Annotated in this window: 22 protein-coding genes and 1 pseudogene; 15 read left to right on the top strand and 8 right to left on the bottom strand. The window is 55.0% G+C overall.

Features of this window, described 5'->3' with window-relative positions; genetic code table 11:
- Positions 1-99 precede the first annotated feature (99 nt).
- Entirely contained in the window at positions 100-1,440 is a 1,341-nt protein-coding gene (potE, locus tag ASG55_RS08770) for a putrescine-ornithine antiporter (protein ID WP_056785572.1), read from the top strand.
- 49 nt (positions 1,441-1,489) lie between these two features.
- Positions 1,490-2,395: an amino acid ABC transporter substrate-binding protein gene (locus ASG55_RS08765; RefSeq protein WP_056785570.1), complete on the top strand. Its 906-nt coding sequence runs from the start codon at positions 1,490-1,492 to the stop codon at positions 2,393-2,395.
- A 41-nt stretch (positions 2,396-2,436) separates the two neighbouring features.
- On the opposite strand, the gene ASG55_RS08760 is transcribed toward ASG55_RS08765, so the two are convergent.
- Positions 2,437-3,348, bottom strand: coding sequence for a universal stress protein (locus ASG55_RS08760; protein WP_056785569.1), 912 nt, complete (start codon positions 3,346-3,348; stop codon positions 2,437-2,439).
- Between the two features lie 212 nt (positions 3,349-3,560).
- On the opposite strand from ASG55_RS08760, the gene ASG55_RS08755 reads away from it, so the two are divergent.
- Positions 3,561-4,124: a GNAT family N-acetyltransferase gene (locus tag ASG55_RS08755; protein ID WP_056785566.1), complete on the top strand. Its 564-nt coding sequence runs from the start codon at positions 3,561-3,563 to the stop codon at positions 4,122-4,124.
- 53 nt (positions 4,125-4,177) lie between these two features.
- Here ASG55_RS08755 and ASG55_RS08750 read toward each other — a convergent pair whose 3' ends face one another.
- The 4 genes from ASG55_RS08750 to ASG55_RS08735 all read right to left on the bottom strand — a co-directional run bounded on the left by ASG55_RS08750 (position 4,178) and on the right by ASG55_RS08735 (position 7,824).
- The gene (locus tag ASG55_RS08750; protein WP_056785564.1) at positions 4,178-5,101 is read right to left on the bottom strand and encodes a universal stress protein; all 924 of its coding nucleotides are present in this window, start codon (positions 5,099-5,101) and stop codon (positions 4,178-4,180) included.
- Between the two features lie 100 nt (positions 5,102-5,201).
- The gene (locus ASG55_RS08745) at positions 5,202-6,443 is read right to left on the bottom strand and encodes an MgtC/SapB family protein (RefSeq protein ID WP_056785562.1); all 1,242 of its coding nucleotides are present in this window, start codon (positions 6,441-6,443) and stop codon (positions 5,202-5,204) included.
- 47 nt (positions 6,444-6,490) lie between these two features.
- Positions 6,491-6,715, bottom strand: a complete 225-nt coding sequence (locus tag ASG55_RS08740) for a hypothetical protein (protein WP_056785559.1) — start codon at positions 6,713-6,715, stop codon at positions 6,491-6,493.
- A 35-nt stretch (positions 6,716-6,750) separates the two neighbouring features.
- Positions 6,751-7,824, bottom strand: a complete 1,074-nt coding sequence (locus tag ASG55_RS08735) for an NAD(P)-dependent alcohol dehydrogenase (RefSeq protein ID WP_056785557.1) — start codon at positions 7,822-7,824, stop codon at positions 6,751-6,753.
- A gap of 255 nt (positions 7,825-8,079) precedes the next feature.
- Here ASG55_RS08735 and ASG55_RS08730 point away from each other — a divergent pair, with 255 nt between their 5' ends.
- Positions 8,080-9,006, top strand: coding sequence for a universal stress protein (locus ASG55_RS08730; protein WP_056785554.1), 927 nt, complete (start codon positions 8,080-8,082; stop codon positions 9,004-9,006).
- A 783-nt stretch (positions 9,007-9,789) separates the two neighbouring features.
- Here the strand turns inward: ASG55_RS08730 and ASG55_RS08725 are convergent.
- Complete coding sequence (locus ASG55_RS08725) at positions 9,790-10,155, bottom strand: hypothetical protein (protein WP_056785552.1); 366 nt, start codon at positions 10,153-10,155, stop codon at positions 9,790-9,792.
- A gap of 455 nt (positions 10,156-10,610) precedes the next feature.
- On the opposite strand from ASG55_RS08725, the gene ASG55_RS08720 reads away from it, so the two are divergent.
- The 3 genes from ASG55_RS08720 to ASG55_RS08710 all read left to right on the top strand — a co-directional run bounded on the left by ASG55_RS08720 (position 10,611) and on the right by ASG55_RS08710 (position 12,680).
- On the top strand, positions 10,611-11,333 hold the full coding sequence (locus ASG55_RS08720) for an XRE family transcriptional regulator (protein WP_056786846.1): 723 nt from the start codon (positions 10,611-10,613) through the stop codon (positions 11,331-11,333).
- Positions 11,334-11,349: 16 nt separating this feature from the next.
- Complete coding sequence (locus ASG55_RS08715; protein WP_041478741.1) at positions 11,350-11,931, top strand: hypothetical protein; 582 nt, start codon at positions 11,350-11,352, stop codon at positions 11,929-11,931.
- 551 nt (positions 11,932-12,482) lie between these two features.
- Complete coding sequence (locus ASG55_RS08710; RefSeq protein WP_056785549.1) at positions 12,483-12,680, top strand: hypothetical protein; 198 nt, start codon at positions 12,483-12,485, stop codon at positions 12,678-12,680.
- Between the two features lie 192 nt (positions 12,681-12,872).
- Here the strand turns inward: ASG55_RS08710 and ASG55_RS08705 are convergent, their stop codons facing one another.
- Positions 12,873-13,223, bottom strand: coding sequence for a hypothetical protein (locus ASG55_RS08705; RefSeq protein WP_041478739.1), 351 nt, complete (start codon positions 13,221-13,223; stop codon positions 12,873-12,875).
- Positions 13,224-13,354: 131 nt separating this feature from the next.
- On the opposite strand from ASG55_RS08705, the gene ASG55_RS27170 reads away from it, so the two are divergent.
- Positions 13,355-13,960, top strand: coding sequence for a hypothetical protein (locus ASG55_RS27170; protein WP_056785546.1), 606 nt, complete (start codon positions 13,355-13,357; stop codon positions 13,958-13,960).
- Positions 13,961-13,991: 31 nt separating this feature from the next.
- Positions 13,992-14,138 (top strand): annotated as a pseudogene (locus ASG55_RS27475) (integrase); the annotation flags it as partial.
- A 927-nt stretch (positions 14,139-15,065) separates the two neighbouring features.
- Here ASG55_RS27475 and ASG55_RS08695 read toward each other — a convergent pair.
- Entirely contained in the window at positions 15,066-15,209 is a 144-nt protein-coding gene (locus ASG55_RS08695) for a hypothetical protein (RefSeq protein WP_236708163.1), read from the bottom strand.
- Between the two features lie 346 nt (positions 15,210-15,555).
- On the opposite strand from ASG55_RS08695, the gene dndB reads away from it, so the two are divergent.
- From dndB to ASG55_RS26235, 6 genes are all read left to right on the top strand, one after another.
- Positions 15,556-16,638 carry a DNA sulfur modification protein DndB gene (gene dndB / locus ASG55_RS08690; protein ID WP_056785538.1) on the top strand — a complete coding sequence of 361 codons (1,083 nt, stop codon included), beginning with the start codon at positions 15,556-15,558 and terminating at the stop codon, positions 16,636-16,638.
- Positions 16,635-18,161 (top strand): DNA phosphorothioation system sulfurtransferase DndC, encoded by a 1,527-nt coding sequence (gene dndC / locus ASG55_RS08685; RefSeq protein WP_056785534.1) that lies wholly within the window; start codon positions 16,635-16,637, stop codon positions 18,159-18,161. Before dndB ends, dndC begins: the two co-directional genes overlap by 4 nt.
- A complete protein-coding gene (dndD, locus tag ASG55_RS08680) occupies positions 18,158-20,170 on the top strand; it encodes a DNA sulfur modification protein DndD (protein ID WP_056785532.1) in 2,013 nt (670 codons plus the stop codon). Before dndC ends, dndD begins: the two co-directional genes overlap by 4 nt.
- Entirely contained in the window at positions 20,167-20,532 is a 366-nt protein-coding gene (locus ASG55_RS08675) for a DndE family protein (protein WP_056785530.1), read from the top strand. The genes dndD and ASG55_RS08675 overlap by 4 nt, the downstream gene beginning before the upstream one ends.
- Positions 20,533-20,764: 232 nt before the next feature.
- Positions 20,765-21,868 (top strand): hypothetical protein, encoded by a 1,104-nt coding sequence (locus ASG55_RS08670; protein WP_156388175.1) that lies wholly within the window; start codon positions 20,765-20,767, stop codon positions 21,866-21,868.
- Complete coding sequence (locus ASG55_RS26235) at positions 21,832-22,485, top strand: class I SAM-dependent methyltransferase (protein WP_082530273.1); 654 nt, start codon at positions 21,832-21,834, stop codon at positions 22,483-22,485. Before ASG55_RS08670 ends, ASG55_RS26235 begins: the two co-directional genes overlap by 37 nt.
- Positions 22,486-22,646 lie beyond the last annotated feature (161 nt).

Genomic DNA, 22,646 nt, shown 5'->3' with positions numbered 1-22,646 from the left:
ACCGTTGAACGTCGCTTGAAAAGCTGCGTACTGCCGATGCCGGCAAAACCTCGTGCGTCGGCTGAGCGGTGATGCGTTGCGCAAATCGAGGGAACTCCGATGGCCGACTCAAGCAAGAAAATGAGCCTCATGGGGCTCACCACACTGGTGACGGTGAACATGATGGGCTCAGGCATCATCATGTTGCCGACGAGCATGGCCCAACTCGGGGCTGTTTCATTGCTGTCATGGATCGTCACCGCTGTCGGCTCGATGGCCATCGCGTATTGCTTTTCCCAGTGCGGCATCTTCTGCCTGCGCTCAGGCGGGCTATCCGCCTACACCGAAGAGGCGCATGCAAAGTCAGGCTTTTTTCTGTGCTCTTACCTGTACTTCCTGTCGCTGGCCATTGCCAACGTGGCGGTGGCGATCTCTGCGGTGGGATACATGACATCGTTCATGCCCTGGCTGGGAAGCGGCGCCATTCCTTTATTCGTTGGGACAGTCGGCCTGCTCTGGCTGACCACCGTGGCGAATTTCGGCGGCCCAGGCATCACCGGCAGGATTGGTGCGGTTACGGTGTGGGGGGTGATCATTCCTGTAGCGGGCTTGAGCATCATCGGTTGGTTCTGGTTCAAACCCGATCTGATCATCGCCGCCTGGAACCCGAATCAACTGCCGATATCCGAGGCCATCAGCAAAGCGATTCCCCTGACACTCTGGGCGTTTCTCGGCATGGAGTCGGCAGCCCAGGCCTCAGATGCGGTGGAAAACCCCAAGCGCACCGTACCGCTGGCCTGTCTGTTCGGGACATTGGGCGCAGCGGTGGTCTATGTGCTATCGACGACGGTCATTCAGGGCATTATTCCCAACGCCGAACTGGCCAACTCATCTGCTCCTTTCGCGCTCGTTTATGCACATATGTTCAATCCCCTGGTCGGCAACATCATCATGGCGCTCGCGGTAATGGCCTGTGTTGGCTCGCTGCTGGGCTGGCAGTTCACGTTGGCGCAAACGGCCAAGGTGACCGCTGATCAGGGCATGTTTCCAAAACTGTTCTGCAAGGTCAGCGCACGCAACGCCCCCATCGTCGGGATGCTGGTCTGCGGCGTCCTGCAGACCTTGATGGCGCTGTCGACCATTTCGCCGAACGCGAGCGCGCAGTTTGGAAAACTTGTCAGCCTCGCCGCGGTGACCAACCTGATTCCCTACGTGACGGCAGCCACCGGGCTGCTGGTGATGATGTACAAAGCCAGAGTCAGCGCAGCCGTATACACGCGCAATACCCTGCTGTTAGTGGTTGCCGTGGCCTATTCCTTGTATGCGCTGTATGCCTGCGGCAAGGACGCGGTATTCGGCGGCATCCTGGTCCTGGTTTTCGGCTACCTGCTTTACGGTTTCCTTGCCAAACGTTTTGTCGATGCCCCTGCGCCTGTCGGCCCCCGGCCTGATAACCCTTGATCGAAGTCTTCGGTACAGCACAGAAATCTGAATTCGAGGAACCGCGCGCATGAACGTGAAACTGACCAGAGCCCACCACCTGCTGCTCGTCTGCATGCTTACGCTGCTACCGGTAATCGCCCATGGCAACACGCTGGAGCGCATCCGGGCCAGTCAAGCGATCACCCTTGGCTACGTGCCTGACTTCATGCCTTTCAGTGATCAGGCCGCCGATAAAGCCAGCGGCTATGCCATCGATCTCTGTCTGAAAATAGCCGAGAAGGTCAGGATCGATCTGAATCTGCCGGCGTTGAAAATCAATTACCAACCGGTCTCGCTCAACGACGAGATGAGCGCCGTCAGTTCCGGCAAGATCGACATTCTTTGTACGCCGACCCCACCCACGCTGGCGCGGCGCAGGGTCGTCAGCTACTCGGTGCCGATTTACACCGCCGGTCTCTCGGCCGTGGTGCGCCAGGATGCTTCCGAAACCTTGCTCAATGTGCTGAACGGCAAAGTGGCCCATACCGGGCCAACGTGGCGAGCCACGGTGAACCGTGGTCTGGCCAATCAGACGTATGCCGCCATCGCCGGCGGGGTCACCGAGACGTGGATACAACAGCAGATGCGATTGCTGGGTGTGGTCGCCACGCTGGTCACCGTAGAGAACGCAGAAGCCGGTCTGAATCTGGTTGCCAATGGCAAAGCCGATGCGTTTTTCGCTGAACGCATGCTGCTCAAGCATCTGCTGACCAGAAATTATCCATCGGGCAACCTGGTGCTGGTGGAGCGGATTTTCGAGTACGCACCGACGGCGATGGCAGTGGATCGAGAGGATGAGGATTTCCGTCTGCTGGTCGACACGGCGCTGAGTGAAATGTACCAATCCGGCGAAATTGAACAGGCATTCGACAAACATCTGGGCGGCGCCGGCGATGCGGCCAGGAAGCTGTTCAAGATCTATGCAATACCCTAGCGAGCCAGCGAACAGGCTGGCTCGCTACGCTGCGATCATGCTCAACGCACAGGCTCTTTCCTCACCGCCAGAATGCTCCCCGGCACCGAATACAAGGCGCGCTCGGTGGTGCTGCCGATCACGCGTTCGATGCCCACGCGATGAACCGTGCCCATCACCACCACGTCGGCCAGGTACTGCTCGACGAACTCATTGATGACCTGCACTGGATGGCCCATGACGAAGTGTCGACGCTCAGGTGGCACACCGTGACGATCGGCAAGGGCGACAAAAGCCTGATGCAGTGTCTGACGCAGCTCGTTCGCCAGATCTTCGTTCCAGCCACCGTTGATCATTGGTGCATCGCCGTTGAAAGCGGCGGACAAATCGTAGGCGCAGAGCAGGTGCAACGGCACGTCGCATTGCAACGCCAAAGTGTTCGCCGATCGTATGATCACGTCGTTCAAGCCACTGATTTGGGTATCCGGATCGAACGGGTCCACGGCTGCCACGACACGATGCGGCAACGCATAGCGAATCTGATTGACCAGATGCACCGGAATCGGACACTCACGCAGCAGGTGGCAATCGAGCGGCGTGATGAACACGCGCTTGAGCGCCGGTTCCAGTCGCACGTCCTTGATCAACAGGTCGGGCTTGAGTACATGGACGGTCTTCAGGATGTCCAGCAGCGGATGGCTGGAAAAGACCACATCAACCGTGCCGTCCAACCCTTGGTTGCTGAGCTGCTCGAGCTCATCGGCCACCCAGCGACGGTAGCGCCGCTGATAGCGCTGAGCATCCACGTCATCGATTTTTTCCTCCCACAGATGGGTGATCGGCACCGGCGAAACAAAGGCCCGCACATCCAGCGCCGCCCCGCTCGCCTTGGCCAGCGCGATGGCACGCAGCATCGCCGCCGATTGATGCAGCGTCTGGTCGGCGACCAGCAACAGACGTTCATATTGGCCCATCACACACCTCCGCTCGGCACCGGCGCGGTGGGCCGGCAGGCTTCAAGACTGCGCCCGCTCGCCCTTGCCCGGCGTTGATTTACATCAAGCCCGGGTCAATGAAAGAGGCGTCTGATGTAGATCAGATGTCGCCGTGGGCAACCGCGTAGAAGGAAGGCAAGCGGACGCTTTTTCAGCGTCCGCCAGCCTTTCGAACCGGATGGAGAATGACCATGCTCACCGTCAAAGACCACAACGATCAGGCCGTGGCCGCTTACGCGGCGGTTTCCGGTCAATACTGGATTGAGGCGCTCAAGGACGGTCGCCATGTATTGATCCGGCCGCTCACGGAGAAGGATCGCATGCGCGAATACGACTTCATCAAGCGCCTGTCCCCCGAATCCAGGCACATGCGTTTTCTCGCCCAGATCAGCGAACCCGGCACCGCTCTGCTCGACCAGTTGATGGACACCGATAACAAACAGCGCACCGCCTTCATTGCACTGGTTCACGAGAACGGCAAGTTGATCGAAATCGGCATCAGCCGCTATGCCGGCACAGGCGGACATCAATGCGAGTGCGCGGTGACGGTCGCCGATGAATGGCAGCACTTGGGCTTGGGCACGTTGCTGATGGAACACTTGATCAAGGCAGCCCGCCACAACGGATTCCGCCAGATGTACTCGGTCGATGCCGCCAGTAACTCGGCGATGCGCGATCTGGCCAAAAGCCTGGGCTTCGAGACCCACAATGATCCTGACGACGCACGCCAGGTCATTCATCGTCTTGACCTGTAAATGAATCGCCCCGAGGTGAGTCGGCCAACGATTCACCTCGGGGCGTTCGTGTTTCAGGATTGCAGTGTGGGTTGCGGCTTGATCGCCAGCACACTGCAAGGTGCCCGATGCAGCAGCTGTTCGGCGGTGCTGCCTAACAACTTGCTCAAGCCGTGGTGCTGCACTGTGCCCATGACAATGACGTCGATCTGCTTGTTGATGGCGAACTCGCAGATACTGCGCACCGGCGCGCCCTCGATGAAGTGCCGGCATGAGGCCGGCACGCCGTGGCGCTCGGCCAGGGCCGTAAATGCCTCATGCTGCGCAGTGCCCAGCGTTTCATGGATCCCGGTGGCCAATGTCAGTGCGCCGAACCCGATGTCCGTGGCGTAAGCCGCCGTCCAGTCGTAAACATGCACCACATCAAGACTGGCATCGCACTGCGCGGCCAGTTGGGTGGCGGCATCGATGATTTGATCGTTGAACAGGCAGTCCTGCTCTTCGCTGCGCAAGACATCGACGATGGCCAGCACACGGCGTGGGCGCGGATGAGTGTCGTCGGTCACCAAATGCACCGGCACCGGGCAATCGCGTAACAGTTGCCAGTCCAGCGGGGTGTAGAAAATACGCTCCAGCACGGACTCGTGCTGCACATCCTTGATGATCAATAGCAACGGCATCTCGTTGATGAACTGCAGGATCTCGGCGAAGGGATCCTGAACCCACATCACCTCGCTGGTGACCATGATCTGATGCCTTGCCAGCAACGACGCCTGCTCTGTGAGCCACTGCCGGTGAGTGCGCAGATAACCATCGCGGGCGAGGCGGATCTGCTCGGGGGCAAACAGCCCTGCCACTGCCAGCGCCTGCAAGTAATCGAAGGCCACGATGTGCAGCGGCAACTGCATGGCCTGGGCCAGCGCAGCCGCGCGCTCGAACGCAGGCGTGTGCTCCATGGCGCAGGGAGCGATCAACAGTAAACGCGGAATCTGTGACATGGGATACCTCGGCATGCGGCCAGCCAGGAGAAACAGACTTCAGGGTGAATGCTGTGGCCACTGGCAGCTTGATCTTTGTCAGCAAGAGCACCGATTGCGCTCAAAACAGCACAGTGCCCGCCCACATGGCCAAGGTCAGCAACAACTGCCCCGGGATCACGCAGGCAGCGAAACGCCTGCCGCCGCTGACCCACGCCACCACGCATTTGCTCAACGAGTTACTGCTGACGGCAATCAGCGCTGGCACGACTATCGAGTCATAAGGCACCTGGCCCGCCTTGGCCAGGCTTGCGATGGACGCTGTGGCAGAGTGCGCATCGGCAAAGCCCGAAAGCATTGCGGTAAGCCACAAGCCTGCCTGACCAAAGTGGCTGAGCATGGCCGAGGAGACGAATGTGATGCCGGTAAGCGTCAATGTCACGATGACCGCGAGTTTCAGATTGAACGCCCCTGCCGTATCGACCGGTTTGCTGCGGCTCCCTCGCGTGGGGTCGGGAAACATCAGGCAGGCGCCGTACAACAACGTAGCGATCAGGCCGAAAAGCAGAGGCGTCCATATACTGTTCAGCAGATTCGGATCAACCATCATGAGGATCAGTCCGACCTGTATCACCGTTGCCAGATTGGAGAAAATCGCGGCCGCGCTGAGGATGCGGATATTGCCCGGCTCATGGGCAAGGCGTTGGCCCATGGTCGCGATCGTCACGGTACTGGAGGCGAAGCCGGATGCAATCGCGCTGATGACGTAGCCATAGCGCGAGCCCAAAGCGCGCACGGCAACGTGGCCGAACGCGCCGACCAGCATCAGCAACACCGTCACGGTACAAATGGTGCGCAGATTGATCGCGGCGTACGGGCCGATATATCGGTCCGGTGCCAATGGCAGTATGACCAGCGCGGCGATCAGCAGGATCAGGCCATCACGCATTTCAGTTTCGGACAACTGGCTGTTGGCAAAGTGATGCAGCGTCTGGCGATACGCCAAAAGGCCCGCAATCACCACGCCAAGGGCAATGGCCAGCGCCGGCGCAGTTGCGCACAACGCGCCCAGGATCAGCACCGCGATCAACGCCACCTCGCTGGTCACCCCGGGATCGTCGCTCTGACTGCGCCAGTACGCGACGCTGGTCAGCAACGTGACACAGACGGCGATGAACCCCAGCAGCAGACCACCGCCGACTTGTAGCGCGACATATCCCAACAGTGCGGTAATGGCGAACGTGCGCAAGCCGGCGCAGTGTCGCGCATCGCCGGTGCCCTTGTGCCGTTCACGCTCAAGACCGATGAGCATGCCGATCCCCAACGCCGCAGCGGCGCCGGACAGATCAAAAACCTCATTCATGATGGGTAGCGTCCCGCAGGGTTTGCGCACCCTGCTCTGCACTTGGCTTATGGCGAGCATCCAGCACTTGCGCTGATGCGGCGAGCCGTTGCCGGCCTCGCTGGCAACGGCTGGGCAAACGCATTCGGCCACTCATGAGGAGCGTTGATACGGGCCTCAAGCACCTCGACAAACTCCTGCGCAGCCTTGAGGCTCCTGAAGCCCACATCCCAGTCATCCATGTGCACGACCCAGCCATGGGGAGCGTGTTTTTCAGCGATCTTGATGTTCATGCAAACCCCGGTTTCAGCGGCACGCCAAGGTGCTTTCAAGGAGTGATTGCGACTTTCATGACCCCGTCGCGTTGATGAGCGAACAACTCATACGCCTGCTCGATGTCGTCCAGCCTGAAACGGTGAGTCACCAGCGGTGACAGATCGACGGCGCCGCTCTGCACCACCGCCATCAGGCGCCGCATGCGCTCCTTGCCGCCGGGGCACAGGGTGGAAACGATGCTGTAATCGCCCAGTCCGGCGGCAAACGCGCCGAGCGGGATGTGCAGATCGCTGGAATACACCCCGAGGCTGGACAAGCGCCCACCCGGGCGCAGCACCCGCAATGCCGACTCGAACGTGCCTTGGGTGCCCAGCGCTTCGATGGACACATCCACGCCACGGCCATCGGTCAACGCCATGATCTGCTCCACCACATTGCCGTCCTTGAAATTGATGGTATGGGTCGCGCCCAGTTGGCGCGCCATGGCCATGCGTTCGGGCACCGCGTCGACACCGATAATCGTGGTGGCGCCCTTCAGGCGCGCTCCGGCCACGGCGCAGAGGCCGATGGGACCCAATGCAAATACTGCGACAGCGTCGCCGATGGCGATCTCGCCCCGCTCCGCCCCCGAGAACCCGGTGGACATGATGTCCGGGCACATCAGCACCTGTTCATCGCTCAACTCATCGGGGATCGGGCACAGGTTGGCCTGTGCATCCGGCACCAATACGTACTCGGCCTGGCAACCGTCGATCGTGTTGCCAAACTTCCAGCCGCCAATGGCCTTGAAGCCGTGCCGGGTGTCCGGGCCGTCCTGCGAGCCGCAGCCACACAGGCACGCGTAACTGTGCCCGCTGGGGGTGATGGCACCGGCGATCACTCGCTGCCCTTCGATAAAACCGCGTACTTGCGAGCCCAATCGCTCAATGATGCCGACCGGTTCGTGGCCGATGATCAGTCCTCTTGCCACAGGGTATTCGCCGCGCAGGATATGCACGTCGGTGCCGCAAATGGTGGTGGTGGTCACGCGGATCAACGCATCCAGCGGACCGACTTCGGGGATTGGCTTGTCATCGAGCACGATGCGGTTTTTTTCAACGAATATTGCGGCTTTCATGGTGGCCATGATGACTTTCCCTCCGCCGACAGGTGAGTGCAGAGCAGAGCTTGAGCCGCGGCGACAGGGTCGTAGTTGATAATGGTCAACTATCCGAGGATCAGTGGTCTTGCTCGACCGTACATCCGCTCACGACCACGCGCTGATGTCTGGTTGATAAATATCAACCCCGCCCTGCTGGCTCGCTCCAGGATAAGCGCATGCGCCACTACTCACTCCAGGCATGCAGCGCAATGCTTGGGTGACTGCCTCGGGAGTTCTGTCATGTCTGAGCAATCGCGTTTCATGCTGGTCGTGTCGCCGCTGATGAAAAACAGTCCCGCATTCGACGGCGCCGCCGCACTGGCCAAAGCGTCGGATGCCGCACTGCATATTGTCGCGTTTGATTATCTGGAGGGCCTGGCGACCGCAGGAATGGTCAACGAGCAAGCCCTGGAGCAGATGCGTCTGGGCTATGTCGAACGCCATCATCAATGGCTCGAAGACCAGGCCCGGCCGCTGCGCAAGATCGGAGTGACCGTCACCACCGAGGTCGTCTGGGTGGACAATCCTTTGAAGGAGATCCTCATCCATTTGAAGGAACAGCCGATGGCCGCCCTTGTAAAGGCTCTGGAGCACGAATCAGTTCTGTCGCGACTGATGTTCACCCCGCTGGACATCCACCTGTTGCGCGAATGCCCGGTGCCGCTGCATTTTGTCAGCCACGCTCAAAACGCACTGCCACGCCGAATCGTCGCGGCGGTCGACCCCTTCCATCGTGATGGCCAATACCAGGGCCTCAACGACCGGATCCTGCGCGAAGCAGCAAGACTGGCCGGTATCTGCAATGGCAGCCTGGACGTAATTTATGCTCATGACCTGTCATCGATCAGCGCTGCCGAATTCGGCTTCAATAACGCGTCCGCGATCTTTTCTTCCAGCGCAGCCAAGAAACTGTTCGATGCCCAAGGCGAAGCTTTCCAGGCGCTGGCTGCACGCAACAATATTCCGGCAGAAAACCAGCACATGATTGTGGGCGATCCCGCCAAGGTGCTTTCCAGCTATGCCGATGCTTACGACATCGATGTGATCGTAATGGGCCGCGTCACTCATCGAGGAATAGGCCGACTGGTTGGCAGCACGGTCGAGCATCTGTTGTACAAAATGCCCTGTAGCGTATGGGTGGTAGCGCCAGAAACGCTTACTCGCTGATGGATGCAGTCGACGCTGAAGAAAGGAGTGGAACTCCAGGCACCAGACGGCGACGGAATGGCCAGTCAGGAGCGTGGAAAACATTTCCACGGCACAAAAAATAAGGGCTTGCATGACATATGTCATGCAAGCCCTTGATATTTATGGTGCCCGAAGCCGGAACCGAACCGGCACGCCCTTACGAGCGGGGGATTTTAAGTCCCGCGCCAGAATCAAGCGCCTTGATAGGCGCGATTTTGGTGACTCCGTCTAATGGAGGCGTAATTCCCTTCGTTTTCACAATGGTTACTTTGCTTTGCACGATCACCGTCTGGCTGGGATCATATCAAGGCGGATACTTATTCCCAGAAGGGAAAATCAGAAGTATCTTGGCATATGTCGGCGCGCGATCTTTTGCAATATATCTTGTTCACAACCCGTCATTTTGGCTGACCAGAGAAATCTGGTCGCGAATTGAAGGGGTAGGATTCGAGTTCAACTCTCATTACAACATTAGATTTTGCGTAACCGCTATTATCCTAATCGCAGTCTTCGCTGAGCTGAACTACCGGCTTATCGAAACGCCACTCCGGAAGCGAGGCATTGAGAAGTCCAAAAGATATCTAGCTTCCAAAGCCAGCACTCGGGAGCCTGTACTTGCTTAGTCCGTGAACGGTATCCCTTAAGGGGCGGCGGCAAGTATGCCGGCGCTCCGCAGGACCAGCATAAACTTCAGGTGATTAATGAACAGCGTTTATTAACGCACCCAAATTCGCTCATTTCGTGTATCGGCATTCGATCCTTTTAGAGCTCATTCGACTCACTCAGCAGCGGCGCAGCAATGATTTCCGGGATGGGCGGTTCGATCGGCCATATCGGCGCCTGACACCAGGTCGGCTGCACAGTGACCTTGCCCAGTGCAAACTGATAGCTCTTCCACGCTTTCAGGTTCAGCGTCAGTGCGGCCTGCTCGGCCTCGTCTTCTGCAGCGGCTTCACCGATCTCAATGCCGAAATTGATCGTATCGATGCGGTCTTGTATTCGCGAGATCTGGGCGATCGCCTGTGCATTTCGTGAGGCGAGCAATGTCTTCGCGGCTGCCAGTTCAGCGGCCTGAATGGCGGCGTCCTTCATGGCCTTGGTGATCAGTTGAGTCCAGTCGATGTTCATGCTTGTTCTCCTGGCTCTGGCAGAGGCATGGGCAAGGGAATTACGCCGTCACGCACATCCTCAAGCGGTGACGGGAATGCCTGATCTGGGCTGTAATAGATCGGGAGCGGAAGGATCAGAGTAAGCTCAAGCTCCCCGTCGACGCGGCTGACATCGCCTGCAAACCATGACGATTTGATCGCGGCACTAGGCAAGGTGTCGCCTTCGCCCACGTTTTACAATTGAAGACTTCACCATTCACGGTTAGAACATCACCAGCACGCACGACCTCAAGACTGGCATCCATTCTGCTAGATGATAGCTTTATGCGCATCAGAACCACCTCCCGATGTGCGTTCTGTTCCATAGCGTCCTCGTTAAACTGGTAATTACAACGCACAGTTACAGATTTTAAATCGAAACTACAATTTATAATTGCAATGCTAGCTACAAGTTCGAGTTGTATTCTCGCTGCCATGACTATTACCTCCTCCCGAATCGCTGCGGCCCGCGAGGCTGCTGGGCTAAATCAGTCCGAGCTGGCGCGAAAGCTCGATGTGAGCCCGCAATCCGTCCAAGCCTGGGAATCCGGGCGAACTGTCCCGAGAAACCCGAAGATCAAAATGCTGAGCGACGTGCTTGGAGTTTCGGTCGCCTATCTGATGGGCGAGGCTGGCCCGCTCGAAAGTCAGAGCCGCACTGCCGACACTTCATTGGGCTCAATCGAAACGTGGGATGAAGAGACGCCACCTGGCGACGACGAGGTCTACGTCCCCTTCCTCAAGGAAGTCGAACTGGCGGCGGGCACTGGGCGATTCGCGATAGAAGAAAGCGACAGTGCAAGGCTTCGCTTCTTCAAGAAGGATTTACGCAACAACGGCGTTCAATTCAGCAACGCCAAGTGCGTGACGGTGAGCGGCAACAGCATGATGCCGGTGCTGCGGGATGGCGCCACAGTGGGCGTCAACATGGGCAAAAACTCGCTCGGCGATATCGTCGATGGCGAGATGTATGCGGTGAACCATAAGGGTCAGCTTCGTGTGAAGCAGGTTTACCGGACTCCGACGGGCATCAAGCTTCGCAGCTTCAACCACGACGAACATCCGGACGAGAACTACACCTTCGAGCAAATCCAGGAGCAGCAGATAGCGATTCTTGGACATGTTTTTTGGTGGGCGATGTACTCCCGCGCGAATTGAATTCAGAGGCTTCAACATGGAAGAAGCGGTAAAAGCCTGCCCCTATTGCGCAGAAACGATCAAAGCCGAGGCCATCAAGTGTAAGCACTGCGGTGCTGATGTTCCTTCGCAGGCAGTGGAGGGTGGTGTTTGCCACTCGCGGCCCGACGAGAAACCTCTTCTGAAAATTTTAGGCACTCACTGGACAGTGATTCTGTGTGCCTTCCTGGTTTGCGTGACCCTTTGTGCATTCGTCTACCGCGAGACCTCCGCTAGCTCAGCGGTTCCTGTTCAGCAAAAATCTGTCGCCTATAAGCTGAAGGCGAAAGATCTCATTCATCTCGACATAGAGGCTTTCGGCTGCATCACTCCTGACGATTTTGATCGAGCGTATTCCAGCTACACACATGGCGATTATGCGTTGAGCGCTGTTATGGTCACGCGCGGATTATGCTTTGAGCAGATGGATATCAGCCAAAATACCTCGTGGACGGTTGTACAAATGCGCGATGACCGAATGGAGATCGAACTGAAGAACGGGGCCGAGTATTCGAAAGCGCCCGGCCTAAGCCGATCTACTTACTGGACACATACCCGATGGGCCTCTCGCGCAAAATAATCTAGTGCCCTACAAAGCCCGCCAAGCGCGGGCTTTTTTACGCCTGCAGGAAATCCTTCCATGCATAAATGCAAAACCAATTACAACTCACGCCTGCATATTACAATTTTTGTTGTAGCTTGCCTCAACGCCAAAGCAATCCGGCGCCAGGGTCGACAGACCCGCCGCTCTTTAAAAACCCGCGGCATGAACCACTACCCGGCCAGTCCGGTTAGGTCACTCCCGGCTCCATCGGTGGGAGGTCAGTAAACCGATGAACAAAACGGCACTTGCCTCTACCGGCGACCGGCGATCCGACAGGCCCGAAAGCCTGCCCACGCGCAGCCCACTGCGACGGCGGACGAGGTGTTGACCGAACTGAGTGATGCCTCTACCGGCGACCGGCGATCCGACAGGCCCGAAAGCCTGCCCACGCGCAGCCCACTGCGACGGCGGACGAGGTGTTGACCGAACTGAGTGAATGACCTGTTAAGCGGGTGCGGAGAAACACGGAATTTTTCAGTGATGCACCTGGTGACGGGGGCATTGGGAAAACAACCGAGGGCAAGACAATGAACAAAATCATCCACATCACCCTGCGCGGAGAGCGGCAGGACTTCGCCGACGCCGACTTGAACGCCTGCATCCGAGAGGCGAACAGGCTCAACGCTGAACGTGGACTCACCAGCGGCGTGCGCGTAGTTGAGTGCGAAGACGGCCATCGAATGACGGCGGCTGATTGCAAGGCTGCTGCCCGATCCTCTCTATGAGAGCGCATCGGGGTGTGATCTGAGGCTAAGTCTGGGGCAGCGGATGTGCCAACCGGTCGCCTTCAGGGCTACCCCTTCCGCTGAATGCCGGTTGAGCCCCGGCCAGATCACACCCCGATGCGGAAAGACAGCGGCCTGTAACCGCCGACATGCATCAGGCATCGCTCTCAGCAAAGTAAGAAAGCGAGGCAATTACTTAGCAGTAATCAATCCACCGCAGAGGCTTTCCAGCAAATCCTGGCCGCCTTTGGAATTGAAAAATTCAGTCGACTGCTTCACTTCCATTTCGTACCGAGGATTTGTAGCAACATCACGGATGTGTTTCGCCATCTCGTCAGTCATGCCCTCTTTCTGCTCCGTCAGGAATTTTTCTAGAGTGATACCTGCTTCTGGATGTTTCTTTGCGCACGCCTGGGTGGATGCGACAGCCATAACCGCAGTGTTGTGGTCTGCGACAACGTCGGTGGTAGCCGAAGCTGGGACAGCATAAGCGAGGGCAATCACCGCGATGGCTGTCGCGCTGCGAACTTTACTCAGAAACATTCAGATCTCCAGATCTCAATTATTTGGCATTGATGCCAAGACGTATCGGCCAAGCTCGCTGGTTCCTTTAGCGATTTAGTCATCCTCCCCCGACACCACCCGAATGCACTCCCCTCGGCGTCGAGGCCAAGATGCAGTTGAACGCCAAAGTTGCCGACCAGATCCTGCCCTGTCGCGGCGACGACCTTTACGGGCGCGCCGGCCCAGATTATCGGCTGGTGATCGTGAGCAAAATCACCGATGCCAGCAAAGGCATCGTGAAGATGCTGGAACACCTCGGCGTCAGAGTGATGGTGCCGAGACAGAGCTGGACCCGACAAGGCAACTGCCTGACCTTCAGCCTCGACCATTCTCTGCTGGAGGTAAGCGGGCACAAGCCTTTCTACGACTGGTACATGTTCGACTGGAACCCGCCTGAGCGCTGCCAGGTGCCGGCTGGCGTGCCATCCCCTGTGCGCCTGACACCGTGGAAAGAGTCAGCGTTGAAGGTGCTGGCCCAGCTCCGGCGCCAAGGCTTCATCACCGCCAAACAGATCACCAGCCACGGCATCGGCGTCAGCGCGTGGACGCAGGCACCGGGAAGCAAACCGGCATGGCCGGCAGAGGGCGCCGTGCGCGGTACCTGGATCGAAACTGAACATCTGCCGGCCTTCGACAAGCAGCCCCCGGACGTGTACGCCTTGACCGTCCAAACCCTGGCCGCAACAGCGCCAGCAGAATTGGAGCTGTCGCCATGATCACCAAGTGCGCAATCGGCTGCACCCTCTTCTTCTGGCTTCCATTGGTACTGACCATAAGGCTGAATCCAGTGGCGATATCTTGCAAGCCAGAGATCAACTTGGGCATACGACGGTGGTTATGACCGAGCAGTACATCCGCAATCGAAAAGGCAAAAAGGTCATGCCTACCAAGTGAATTGCGGACCAAGTTCAAAATAGCGGACCAGAAACAAACAAGGGTTTGCATCAGCTTTCGCCCGCAAACCCTTGATTTAAGATGGTGCCCGAAGCCGGAATCGAACCGGCACGCCCTTACGAGCGGGGGATTTTAAGTCCGAGATTTTTTACTTATAAATCATAAACTTAGGACCTTACTCTTTCCGCACCCCACTAATTTTCTCTCCGTTTTAATCTAGTAAAACCAGCAGCTCGAAATAAATTGCGGAAAGAAATCGGCTGTAGTATCTCGCTTCTGAGACAAGACGGACGCCTCTATCTAAAACGGTCTAGACCCTCACCCGGCGCCGGTCGACTGTATCGTCAATCAGTTGAGTCCCACCTACGGCCCGTTAATCCTTGAGCACTGCGAACGTGGATCAACGAGGATGGGCCGGACGTGGTGGGTAAGCTGCAAATGGACTGCAAGCTGTCGTCGGTTTCAGCTCTACACTGAATCCACTCAATCCCACGTTATCAGCAAAGCGCCCCACCGCCCTCAGACTGGCCCGGGGGGCGCAGCAGTTGACGTCGCGAGCGCACCGGCCGAATCGAAGGCCTCAGTCGGGGCTGCCGTCGATCCTGGCCACGAGGTATTCCCGCACCGCGTGTTGTTAAATCAGGGCGCGCAACACCTCTTCGGGAATGCCTTCGCCGACCACTGTTCGTGCTCCTGACGCCGCGCCGTGACGGAACTGACGAAGAATTCATAAATCGCCTTATGCGCACCGCGTCTAGCGCCTCGACGGTCTCAAGGCCCAGCACGAAACCTTCGGCGCGAGCACTGACGCGAACAGATCGTCCGCCGTCTGCGCCTGGGCAATATACTGCAGAAGTTTCAGGGTTTACTCTCCGCAGCCTACGGCAGGTCTAGCGCGGCCCATTCTTTCTCAGGGTTATCTCTTTGCTAATCGGAGTCGTCCACCGGCGGCGCAAACTCCGGATCGTCGGATTCGACATCAATCAGCAACCAGCCGCCCAGCAGTGCGTTGCAGCTATTAACGATCGGGCCTTGCACCATCTTCCTGTCGGGCAGAATCACCCGCAACATATTGGCATCCTCGGGGCCTTTCAAATAGCGCGCGAGTTCGACGCGGGAATGGTCCGTGCCGGCCGTTTTCAAACGTACTGGAAATTCGAGGTCGTCAGTTCGGCCTGCGGCTTCCCCGCGTAGCGGGCAATCACGGTAAAAGTGGCTAAGCCTTCAAAGACGTGAAACATGAATCGAGTTCCTAGGCGAGTCTTTGCCCCCGCGTAGGTATCCGTTGTTTGCAGCTTCCCTGACTGACCCGTACCTCAAAGCCAACGAGCCAGACCTACCATCCGGTCATCCAGACTTGTGTGTATGTTAATATTATGCAAAATAACGTACCTACCGTGAAAAAACATGCGAACACATGATGACCTATATCCACTCTTTCCCCTGTGTTAGAGGCATTCAAGCCGGTAGGCCGTGCTACATAGCCATGTGCCCTATGCGCCTCGTGCCAAAGATCTTCATTTTTAACGAGGACAATGTGCCTGCGGATTTGCGCGCACAACGCACATTGAACTTGGCTAGAGTTCCCGAGATTTCCGCATATTTACTTGATAATCGCGACGACTACACCTTGTCCGCAATCACCGCATCGGTTGATGGAGTCGTCCAATTCAATCCTGCTTCCGACACGGGCCTAGAACAAAGTATTGGCACACTGACCATACCAATGGATGCTCAAATCCTTATCAACGATGGCCAGCACCGTCGGGCAGCCATTGAGCAAGCCATTCGGGAAAATCCAGAACTTGGCTACGACAACATCCCAGTCCTTTTTTTTATCGATGAAGGACTCAATCGCAGCCAGCAAATGTTCGCCGACCTCAACAAGCATGCCGTACGGCCAAGCAACTCAATCAGCACCCTGTACGACCACCGCGACCAGATTTCTGACTTGGCCAGGTATCTAGCAAAAAATGTAGAAGTCTTTTCCAGGATGACTGAGCTAGAGAAGTCGAGTCTCTCCCCTCGCAGCTCCAAGCTTTTTACCCTCAGTGCCATCAAAAATGCGTCCCGCGTGCTGCTGAAGAAAGGAAAAGGTGACCTCATCGCGCAAAACGAGAGAGAGCTCGCAAAGTCTTTCTGGGAAGAGCTCTCTCTGCAGATGCCCGATTGGATCAGGGCAAAAAACAAAGAGGTGTCGACTTCTGAGCTACGTGACAACTACATCCATGCTCACGGCGTGATGCTGCAAGCGATGGGACTTGTCGGGTCTGAGCTGATTATTCGCAAAGAATCCGAGTGGAAAAAAACCATCAGCCAGCTACACAGCATCGACTGGTCCAGAGCCAATCCTGAATGGGAAGGCCGGGCCATGGTTCACGGTCGAATCTCCAAAGCCACAACGAACGTTGCACTCACCGCCAGTCTCATCAAGAAGAAGCTTGGTGTCCCGCTGTCCACGGTTGAACGAGAGTTAGAAAACAGGTTTCCTCAACAATGAGTAATGATCAATTTCTCTATCCATCGCACGATGACTTCGTCCAAGAAGCGATCATTGCTGGTAGACCATTAGCGGACGCTCTCCGCGAGCTTCAAAGCATCTACAAGGCCGATAATCGCCCATGGGTAGTGGGTTTCAGCGGCGGCAAGGACTCTACCGTCATCCTGTCGCTCACCTACTATGCCCTGAAGATGTTGCCGCCTGAAGAACGCCATAAGCACGTGTATGTGGTCTCGTCCGACACTCGAGTGGAGACCCCTGTAGTTGTTGATATGATTCGCCAGGTGCTTGATTCGGTAAACGCCCAGGCGATTCAGGATCAGCTTCCCATGACAGCTCACTCTGTCACTCCCGAAGTCGGCGAGACGTTTTGGGCCAACCTGTTGGGCAAAGGCTACCCAGCCCCAACCAAAGCATTCCGCTGGTGTACTGAGCGGATGAAAATCGACCCTGTCAGCGAGTTCATCAAGGACAAGGTAGCTCGCTTCGGTGAAGTCGTGGTTGTGCTTGGCTCCAGGCGAGAAGAAAGCTCCACGCGTGCCCAGGTAATCACACGCCACAAAATCGATGGTTCTGCATTAGGTCGACACACGACATTGCACAATGCGTATACCTACATGCCCATTGAGCTCTGGCACGCTGATGATGTCTGGGAATATCTCATGAGCGCTGCCAGACCTTGGGGTGGCTCCAACCGAGTACTGTTTGAGCTCTACAAAGACTCCAATGCTGGAGAGTGCCCGCTCGTTATCGATACCAATACACCATCGTGTGGCAACTCGCGTTTCGGATGCTGGACCTGCACAGTCGTGACACACGACAAAGCGATCGAAGGACTAGTGAACAGCGGAGAGGACTGGATGCTACCGCTGCTTCAGTTCCGCAACCAACTGCACGCCAGCTCCCTGCCGGAAAATAAAACCGAATTCCGTAACTACAAACGTCGCACCGGGAAAGTGACCTTCGCAAGAGGGGCTATTGATGACGACTCCAGTACCGCCGCCAAGCACGTGCCTGGTCCGTACTGGATGAAATACCGCCGCGAGTGGCTAAAGCTACTTTTGGAAATTGAGAAGGGCATTCGTGAGTCCGATCGCGAGATTGAGCTGATCGGCCGCGACGAGCTGCAAGTGATCCGTCAGCAGTGGCTCAAGGATCCAAATGAACCGGACTGGATTGATTCGCTTCCTAAAATCTACGGAGAGGTTTACCCCGAAGAGACAGTCGACTGGATCAAAAATGATGCCGGCGCGTTTACTGAACCTGATGCAGCCATTCTCAACGCACTCGAGGCTGAGCGCGGCGTTCCAGCAGTGCTGATCATGAAACTCATCGATACAGAGTTGTCATTCTCCGGACTTTCACGCCGAAAAGGCATTCTGGACGAGCTGCAGAAAGTCTTGGAGCAAGACTGGGGTGGACTGGACGAAGCGATGGAACGACGCGCAATACCTAAAGTTACCGACACGTACAAGACAGCTTTCGAATCTCTGAAAGCTGACATAGATGGCTTGCTGCAATGATTATTGACTCCCTTTCAGTACTAGATTTCCGCGTGTTTAGCGGAGCCCATGACTTTGATCTGGTTCCGAAGATCAAAAGAGGAAAAAACGCACCTATCGTTTTGTTTGGCGGCCTAAACGGCGGCGGCAAAACAACTATCCTGAGCGCGCTGAAGCTTGCCTTGTACGGCAAAGGCGTACTGAGCTCCGGCGCAACCGTTGCCGAGTACCATCAGTATCTCCGCGAATGCATACATAGAGCTCATAACAGCATCGCCAAGCCTACGAGAGCTGCTGTCGAGCTAACCTTCCGTTACGCACAATATGGCGTTATTTCGAGCTATCAACTGACACGTGATTGGTTTGTTGATCACGCTGGCAAGGTAAAAGAAGGCCTGATCATTTCAAGGGACGGACACGCCTTGACCGAGCTTTCCTATGATCAGGCACAAGCATTTCTCAACGAGCTGATCCCGATCGGCGTTTCCGAGCTGTTTTTCTTCGACGGCGAAAAAATCGCGAGCCTTGCCGAAGAAACATCCGGAGATGCTTTGCGTGAGTCGATCAACAAGCTGTTGGGCTTGGATCTCATAGATAGATTGCACTCCGACCTCTCCGTTATTATCAGAGGGCGCTCGGTCAAAAAGGCTTCTGAAGATCGCAAGCAAAAAATTGCCGATGCAGAACGGACATATAACGATCTGAAGCAGCAACTGGCAAAAATACGCGAAAAGCTTCTCCTCATGCGCGTGAATACTGCCGAGGCCAGCAAGAACCTTGGCAACATCGAGGCGAGCATCAATGCACGCGGGGGCGCCTGGAGCGCCGCTAGGCAAGAGGAAACGGTCAACCTCGATGCATTGGTCAGCGAAAAAAAGGCTATAGAGCACACCCTGCATGACATGCTCAGCGGCCTGCTACCTTTCGCAATAACTCAAAGCCTCAACCAGAAGCTGCTAGCGCAGATAGACGCTGAGCAACGCGCAGAAAAAGCGCAAGTACTCTCCGAATACTTGCAACGTCAGCAAAGCAATTTTCTAGCAGAAGTCGAATCTGCCTTCGCTATGGCAAAGGATCAGCTCCCTGCCCTTCAAGATATTTTTCTAAGGACATTCGGCTCAGAAGTCTCGAACAGCGCGGAACAACAAACGCCAGTTCACGAGCTCTCGGACACCCAACGTTTCAGTATCTCCCACAGGCTGCTGAATGATGTTGGCTCACTGCAACAACGAGCCTCCGGCTTGGTGATGACGCTTCAGAAAACTGATAACCAAATCGAATCTGCCCGGGAAAATATCGCTAGAGCACCCGACGAAAAAATACTGATCCCATTGTTCAACGAACAAGGGCGGTTACAGGGACGGCTGTCCGCTCTTGAGGACCAGAGATCCGCAATGGCTGAGGAAGCAAAGGCCCTCCTCGCCCGTCTGTCGGTCGCGGCACGCCAGTTAGACGATTTCTATACCGAAATAGCTGAGTCCCAAGAAGAGGAGCGCCTGACCGGGCTCGCACAAAATGCCAAAGATGTACTGAAAGAGTTCTCTACGCGCGCCCGAATTGAGAAACTCAAAGAGCTCGAGTCGCAGTTTTACACGTCGTTCAATGGCCTGGCCCGCAAAGAAGATAGAAATCTCAGCATCCGGATTGATCCAAACTCCTTCGAGGTCGTTCTGATTGACGATGAAGGCGTAATACTCCGTAAAGAAGAGCTATCGGCCGGCGAGAAGCAGATATTTGCAATCTCTATTTTGGAAGCGCTGGCCCGCACTTCAGGGCGAAGCCTGCCAGTTGTGATCGACACGCCACTAGGTCGACTGGACTCGGTTCATCGGAAAAAACTCGTGGAAAACTATTTCCCCAAAACGAGTCACCAAGTCATCATTCTCTCGACAGATACGGAAATTGACTACGCCTTCTATGAAGGCCTGCAAGATAGCATTTCGCACTCTTATCATCTGGTATACAACCCAGAAACTCGCTCTACTCAAGCTGAGGAAGGCTATTTCTGGCGGTGGGCACAAGACGCATGAATTTATTTCCGCACAAATTTAAAATATCAGCCTCATCCACTGCGAAACTGAAGTTCCTAAAATCGAAAACAGGCCTGACGCCTAATATTTTGAGCAGATTTGCGATTGCGCTTGCACTGGCTGATGAGAATGGGCTCGGTAATGCCAGCGTATCAGACCTGGACGGGCAGGAATTCAATGCCCCAACTCTATTTGGCGAGCACTTGGATATCTACGAAGCACTACTTAGGCAGTTCACGCACCAAAGTTCATTAAATTGGGACCCAGTCAGGCATGTAGCGTCACTGATAGAGGTGGGCTTGCATAAAATGGGTCATGTCAGATCAGTTAAGGACGTCGCACTTTTGATTACCAAGGACTGAATAATCCTGGCCTTACTAGATGAGCGTTTCCTCGTACCAACCTAACGCTCACTTATTCTGAGGCCGCTCAGACTATCACCATTCGGCATCTTTTCTCTTTACACCTGCGATGCTCTATTTACCCGCTCCAATCGTTCAAGCGATCAGAAGCGGGTACAATCGCATCTATCATTTGTAGAAAAAATAGCGTAGCCATGGCTTAATATTAGCTCTTGCGGATAGGAGATTCTCTATGAAAATCGGATTCAGCTTACTGTCCTTTCTCTTAATCATCGGCGGCTCACTATCAGCCGCTGAGGTCTCGTCTCCAGGTAGTTCACTATCTAGTGTCCAGGTAGCTGGTTCGACGAATCCGCCTTCGGCATCTCAGCCAACGGAATCAAAGCCTCCATCGGCTACGCCGCAATCAACAGAGTCGCAATATCGATCTGCGGCACAAACGCCAGCCGAACCTGTACCTGTACCTGTACCTGTACCTGTACCTGTACCTGCCGCGCTATCACGAACTGAGACCGCCCCCCCAATAAAAGTGGGTCAGTTAATTCAAGCTCAGGACAGCCTCTTGGCAAAGCTGAGTTCGCTTTCACGCGAGAATGAAGAAATAAGCAAGAAAATTGATTCCTTGAAGCAATCCATGATTGAAAAACTTTACCCAGCAATCTTTGGCTTTATGGGGATTTTGTTTGGAGGATTGTTAAATTTCTATCTACACAGAAGCCAGCTTTCGTACAATCGAGAGGAACGCAAAGAAAACTTTTCGTTCGAAGTAAAACAAAAGATATTTGAATACAGAAACAAGCAAAATAATGAATTCTACGGCCCACTTCTAATACTTCTAGCTCAAAGCAAAGAACTTAGCTCTCAGCTGCATGATCAAATTCAAAAATTCGACGGTATTCGTTACGCATACAGAACAAACATAACTGAATCTCGACCCAAGAAAACCTTACATGTCTTTACTAGAGGAAGAGCAATCCCATTCCGGTTAATCGAAGAACTTCCTCACCTGGGCAAGTACATACAAGCTTCCCTTCCTCAGGTAGCAGTTATCATCGAAGTTGGAGAGCAGCTGTCTGCACTAATCGAGCGGTCATCCGGACTCGCAAATCCTAATAACCTGGAACTAATTGGATGCCTTGGCAATTATCTTGCACACCTAAGAGCATTGAAAGACTCATACATACAAGCCACAGAACCAACCTCTTCTGAGCCGACCAGGCTGTATAGTGCGGTATTTCCGCGCCAGATCTATGACCTAGCGAAAAAAGATTATGATGATATAAACACTCAAATCTCCGAATGGGAACTTCAATCCAAACCTGCTATAAAGGCCTAACATTGAAATCAATAATAGCAGATTCTGAAACCATAGACTATTATGAAAAATCATTCGAGATTTATGACTCAAAAACATTCAACTTAGACTTAAGTCCTCAATGGGATTATTTCGCCAATACAATAAGGCCTGGTGGTAAAATTCTAGATATCGGCTGCGGAACAGGCCGAGACATAATACATTTTAAAAATCAAGGGTTCTCAGTAGACGGCCTTGAACCTTCAAAAAACATGGCATCAATTGCCAGCAAAAGGACGCACGCCAATATTTTCAACATCCCGGTGGAGAGCCTTGACATTGTAGAACACTATGATGGTATATGGGCATGCGCCTCACTGTTACATGTTAAAAAGGAGTCATTCCCCTATGTTATCAAAGCAATCCTGAGAGCCCTTAAATATGATGGCTATCTGTATATTTCGCTAAAAAAAGGTGACGAACAAATTCGATTAGAGGATGGAAGACTATTCAGTCTTTTCACAGAAGAGCAAATATCTAGAATTTTTGAAAATCTTCCTAGTGCAAGCATAATTAAGTCTTGGTCGACTACAGATTCCGCAGGTCGCGGAGACGTAGCATGGTTAAATATAATGGTAAAAAAGGGACAACCACTTTAAATACGACTTAGGACTCACGCATTGTAGTAGAAATACCGACTGCATCTCTAGAGGCGTTCACTTGACCTCCCAGACAGCCCATCCGGTAATTTTGTAAATTTCAAAAACATATATAGACCGACCACATAGAACGAAATAATTGAAGGTATCGCGCCTCAAGC

The organism is Pseudomonas sp. Leaf434, assembly GCF_001425545.1.
Lineage (GTDB): Bacteria > Pseudomonadota > Gammaproteobacteria > Pseudomonadales > Pseudomonadaceae > Aquipseudomonas > Aquipseudomonas siliginis.
Note: the sequence above shows the minus strand (reverse complement) of the source record. Positions and strands in the feature narration are given on the sequence as shown.

Excerpts from the sequence above, each read along its gene's own strand:
- potE (WP_056785572.1), top strand. The coding sequence starts at position 100 with ATGGCCGACTCAAGCAAGAAAATGAGCCTCATGGGGCTCACCACACTG.
- ASG55_RS08765 (WP_056785570.1), top strand. The coding sequence starts at position 1,490 with ATGAACGTGAAACTGACCAGAGCCCACCACCTGCTGCTCGTCTGCATG.
- ASG55_RS08760 (WP_056785569.1), bottom strand. The coding sequence starts at position 3,348 with ATGGGCCAATATGAACGTCTGTTGCTGGTCGCCGACCAGACGCTGCAT.
- ASG55_RS08755 (WP_056785566.1), top strand. The coding sequence starts at position 3,561 with ATGCTCACCGTCAAAGACCACAACGATCAGGCCGTGGCCGCTTACGCG.
- ASG55_RS08750 (WP_056785564.1), bottom strand. The coding sequence starts at position 5,101 with ATGTCACAGATTCCGCGTTTACTGTTGATCGCTCCCTGCGCCATGGAG.
- ASG55_RS08745 (WP_056785562.1), bottom strand. The coding sequence starts at position 6,443 with ATGAATGAGGTTTTTGATCTGTCCGGCGCCGCTGCGGCGTTGGGGATC.
- ASG55_RS08740 (WP_056785559.1), bottom strand. The coding sequence starts at position 6,715 with ATGAACATCAAGATCGCTGAAAAACACGCTCCCCATGGCTGGGTCGTG.
- ASG55_RS08735 (WP_056785557.1), bottom strand. The coding sequence starts at position 7,824 with ATGGCCACCATGAAAGCCGCAATATTCGTTGAAAAAAACCGCATCGTG.
- ASG55_RS08730 (WP_056785554.1), top strand. The coding sequence starts at position 8,080 with ATGTCTGAGCAATCGCGTTTCATGCTGGTCGTGTCGCCGCTGATGAAA.
- ASG55_RS08725 (WP_056785552.1), bottom strand. The coding sequence starts at position 10,155 with ATGAACATCGACTGGACTCAACTGATCACCAAGGCCATGAAGGACGCC.
- ASG55_RS08720 (WP_056786846.1), top strand. The coding sequence starts at position 10,611 with ATGACTATTACCTCCTCCCGAATCGCTGCGGCCCGCGAGGCTGCTGGG.
- ASG55_RS08715 (WP_041478741.1), top strand. The coding sequence starts at position 11,350 with ATGGAAGAAGCGGTAAAAGCCTGCCCCTATTGCGCAGAAACGATCAAA.
- ASG55_RS08710 (WP_056785549.1), top strand. The coding sequence starts at position 12,483 with ATGAACAAAATCATCCACATCACCCTGCGCGGAGAGCGGCAGGACTTC.
- ASG55_RS08705 (WP_041478739.1), bottom strand. The coding sequence starts at position 13,223 with ATGTTTCTGAGTAAAGTTCGCAGCGCGACAGCCATCGCGGTGATTGCC.
- ASG55_RS27170 (WP_056785546.1), top strand. The coding sequence starts at position 13,355 with ATGCAGTTGAACGCCAAAGTTGCCGACCAGATCCTGCCCTGTCGCGGC.
- ASG55_RS08695 (WP_236708163.1), bottom strand. The coding sequence starts at position 15,209 with ATGTTGCGGGTGATTCTGCCCGACAGGAAGATGGTGCAAGGCCCGATC.
- dndB (WP_056785538.1), top strand. The coding sequence starts at position 15,556 with ATGATGACCTATATCCACTCTTTCCCCTGTGTTAGAGGCATTCAAGCC.
- dndC (WP_056785534.1), top strand. The coding sequence starts at position 16,635 with ATGAGTAATGATCAATTTCTCTATCCATCGCACGATGACTTCGTCCAA.
- dndD (WP_056785532.1), top strand. The coding sequence starts at position 18,158 with ATGATTATTGACTCCCTTTCAGTACTAGATTTCCGCGTGTTTAGCGGA.
- ASG55_RS08675 (WP_056785530.1), top strand. The coding sequence starts at position 20,167 with ATGAATTTATTTCCGCACAAATTTAAAATATCAGCCTCATCCACTGCG.
- ASG55_RS08670 (WP_156388175.1), top strand. The coding sequence starts at position 20,765 with ATGAAAATCGGATTCAGCTTACTGTCCTTTCTCTTAATCATCGGCGGC.
- ASG55_RS26235 (WP_082530273.1), top strand. The coding sequence starts at position 21,832 with ATGGGAACTTCAATCCAAACCTGCTATAAAGGCCTAACATTGAAATCA.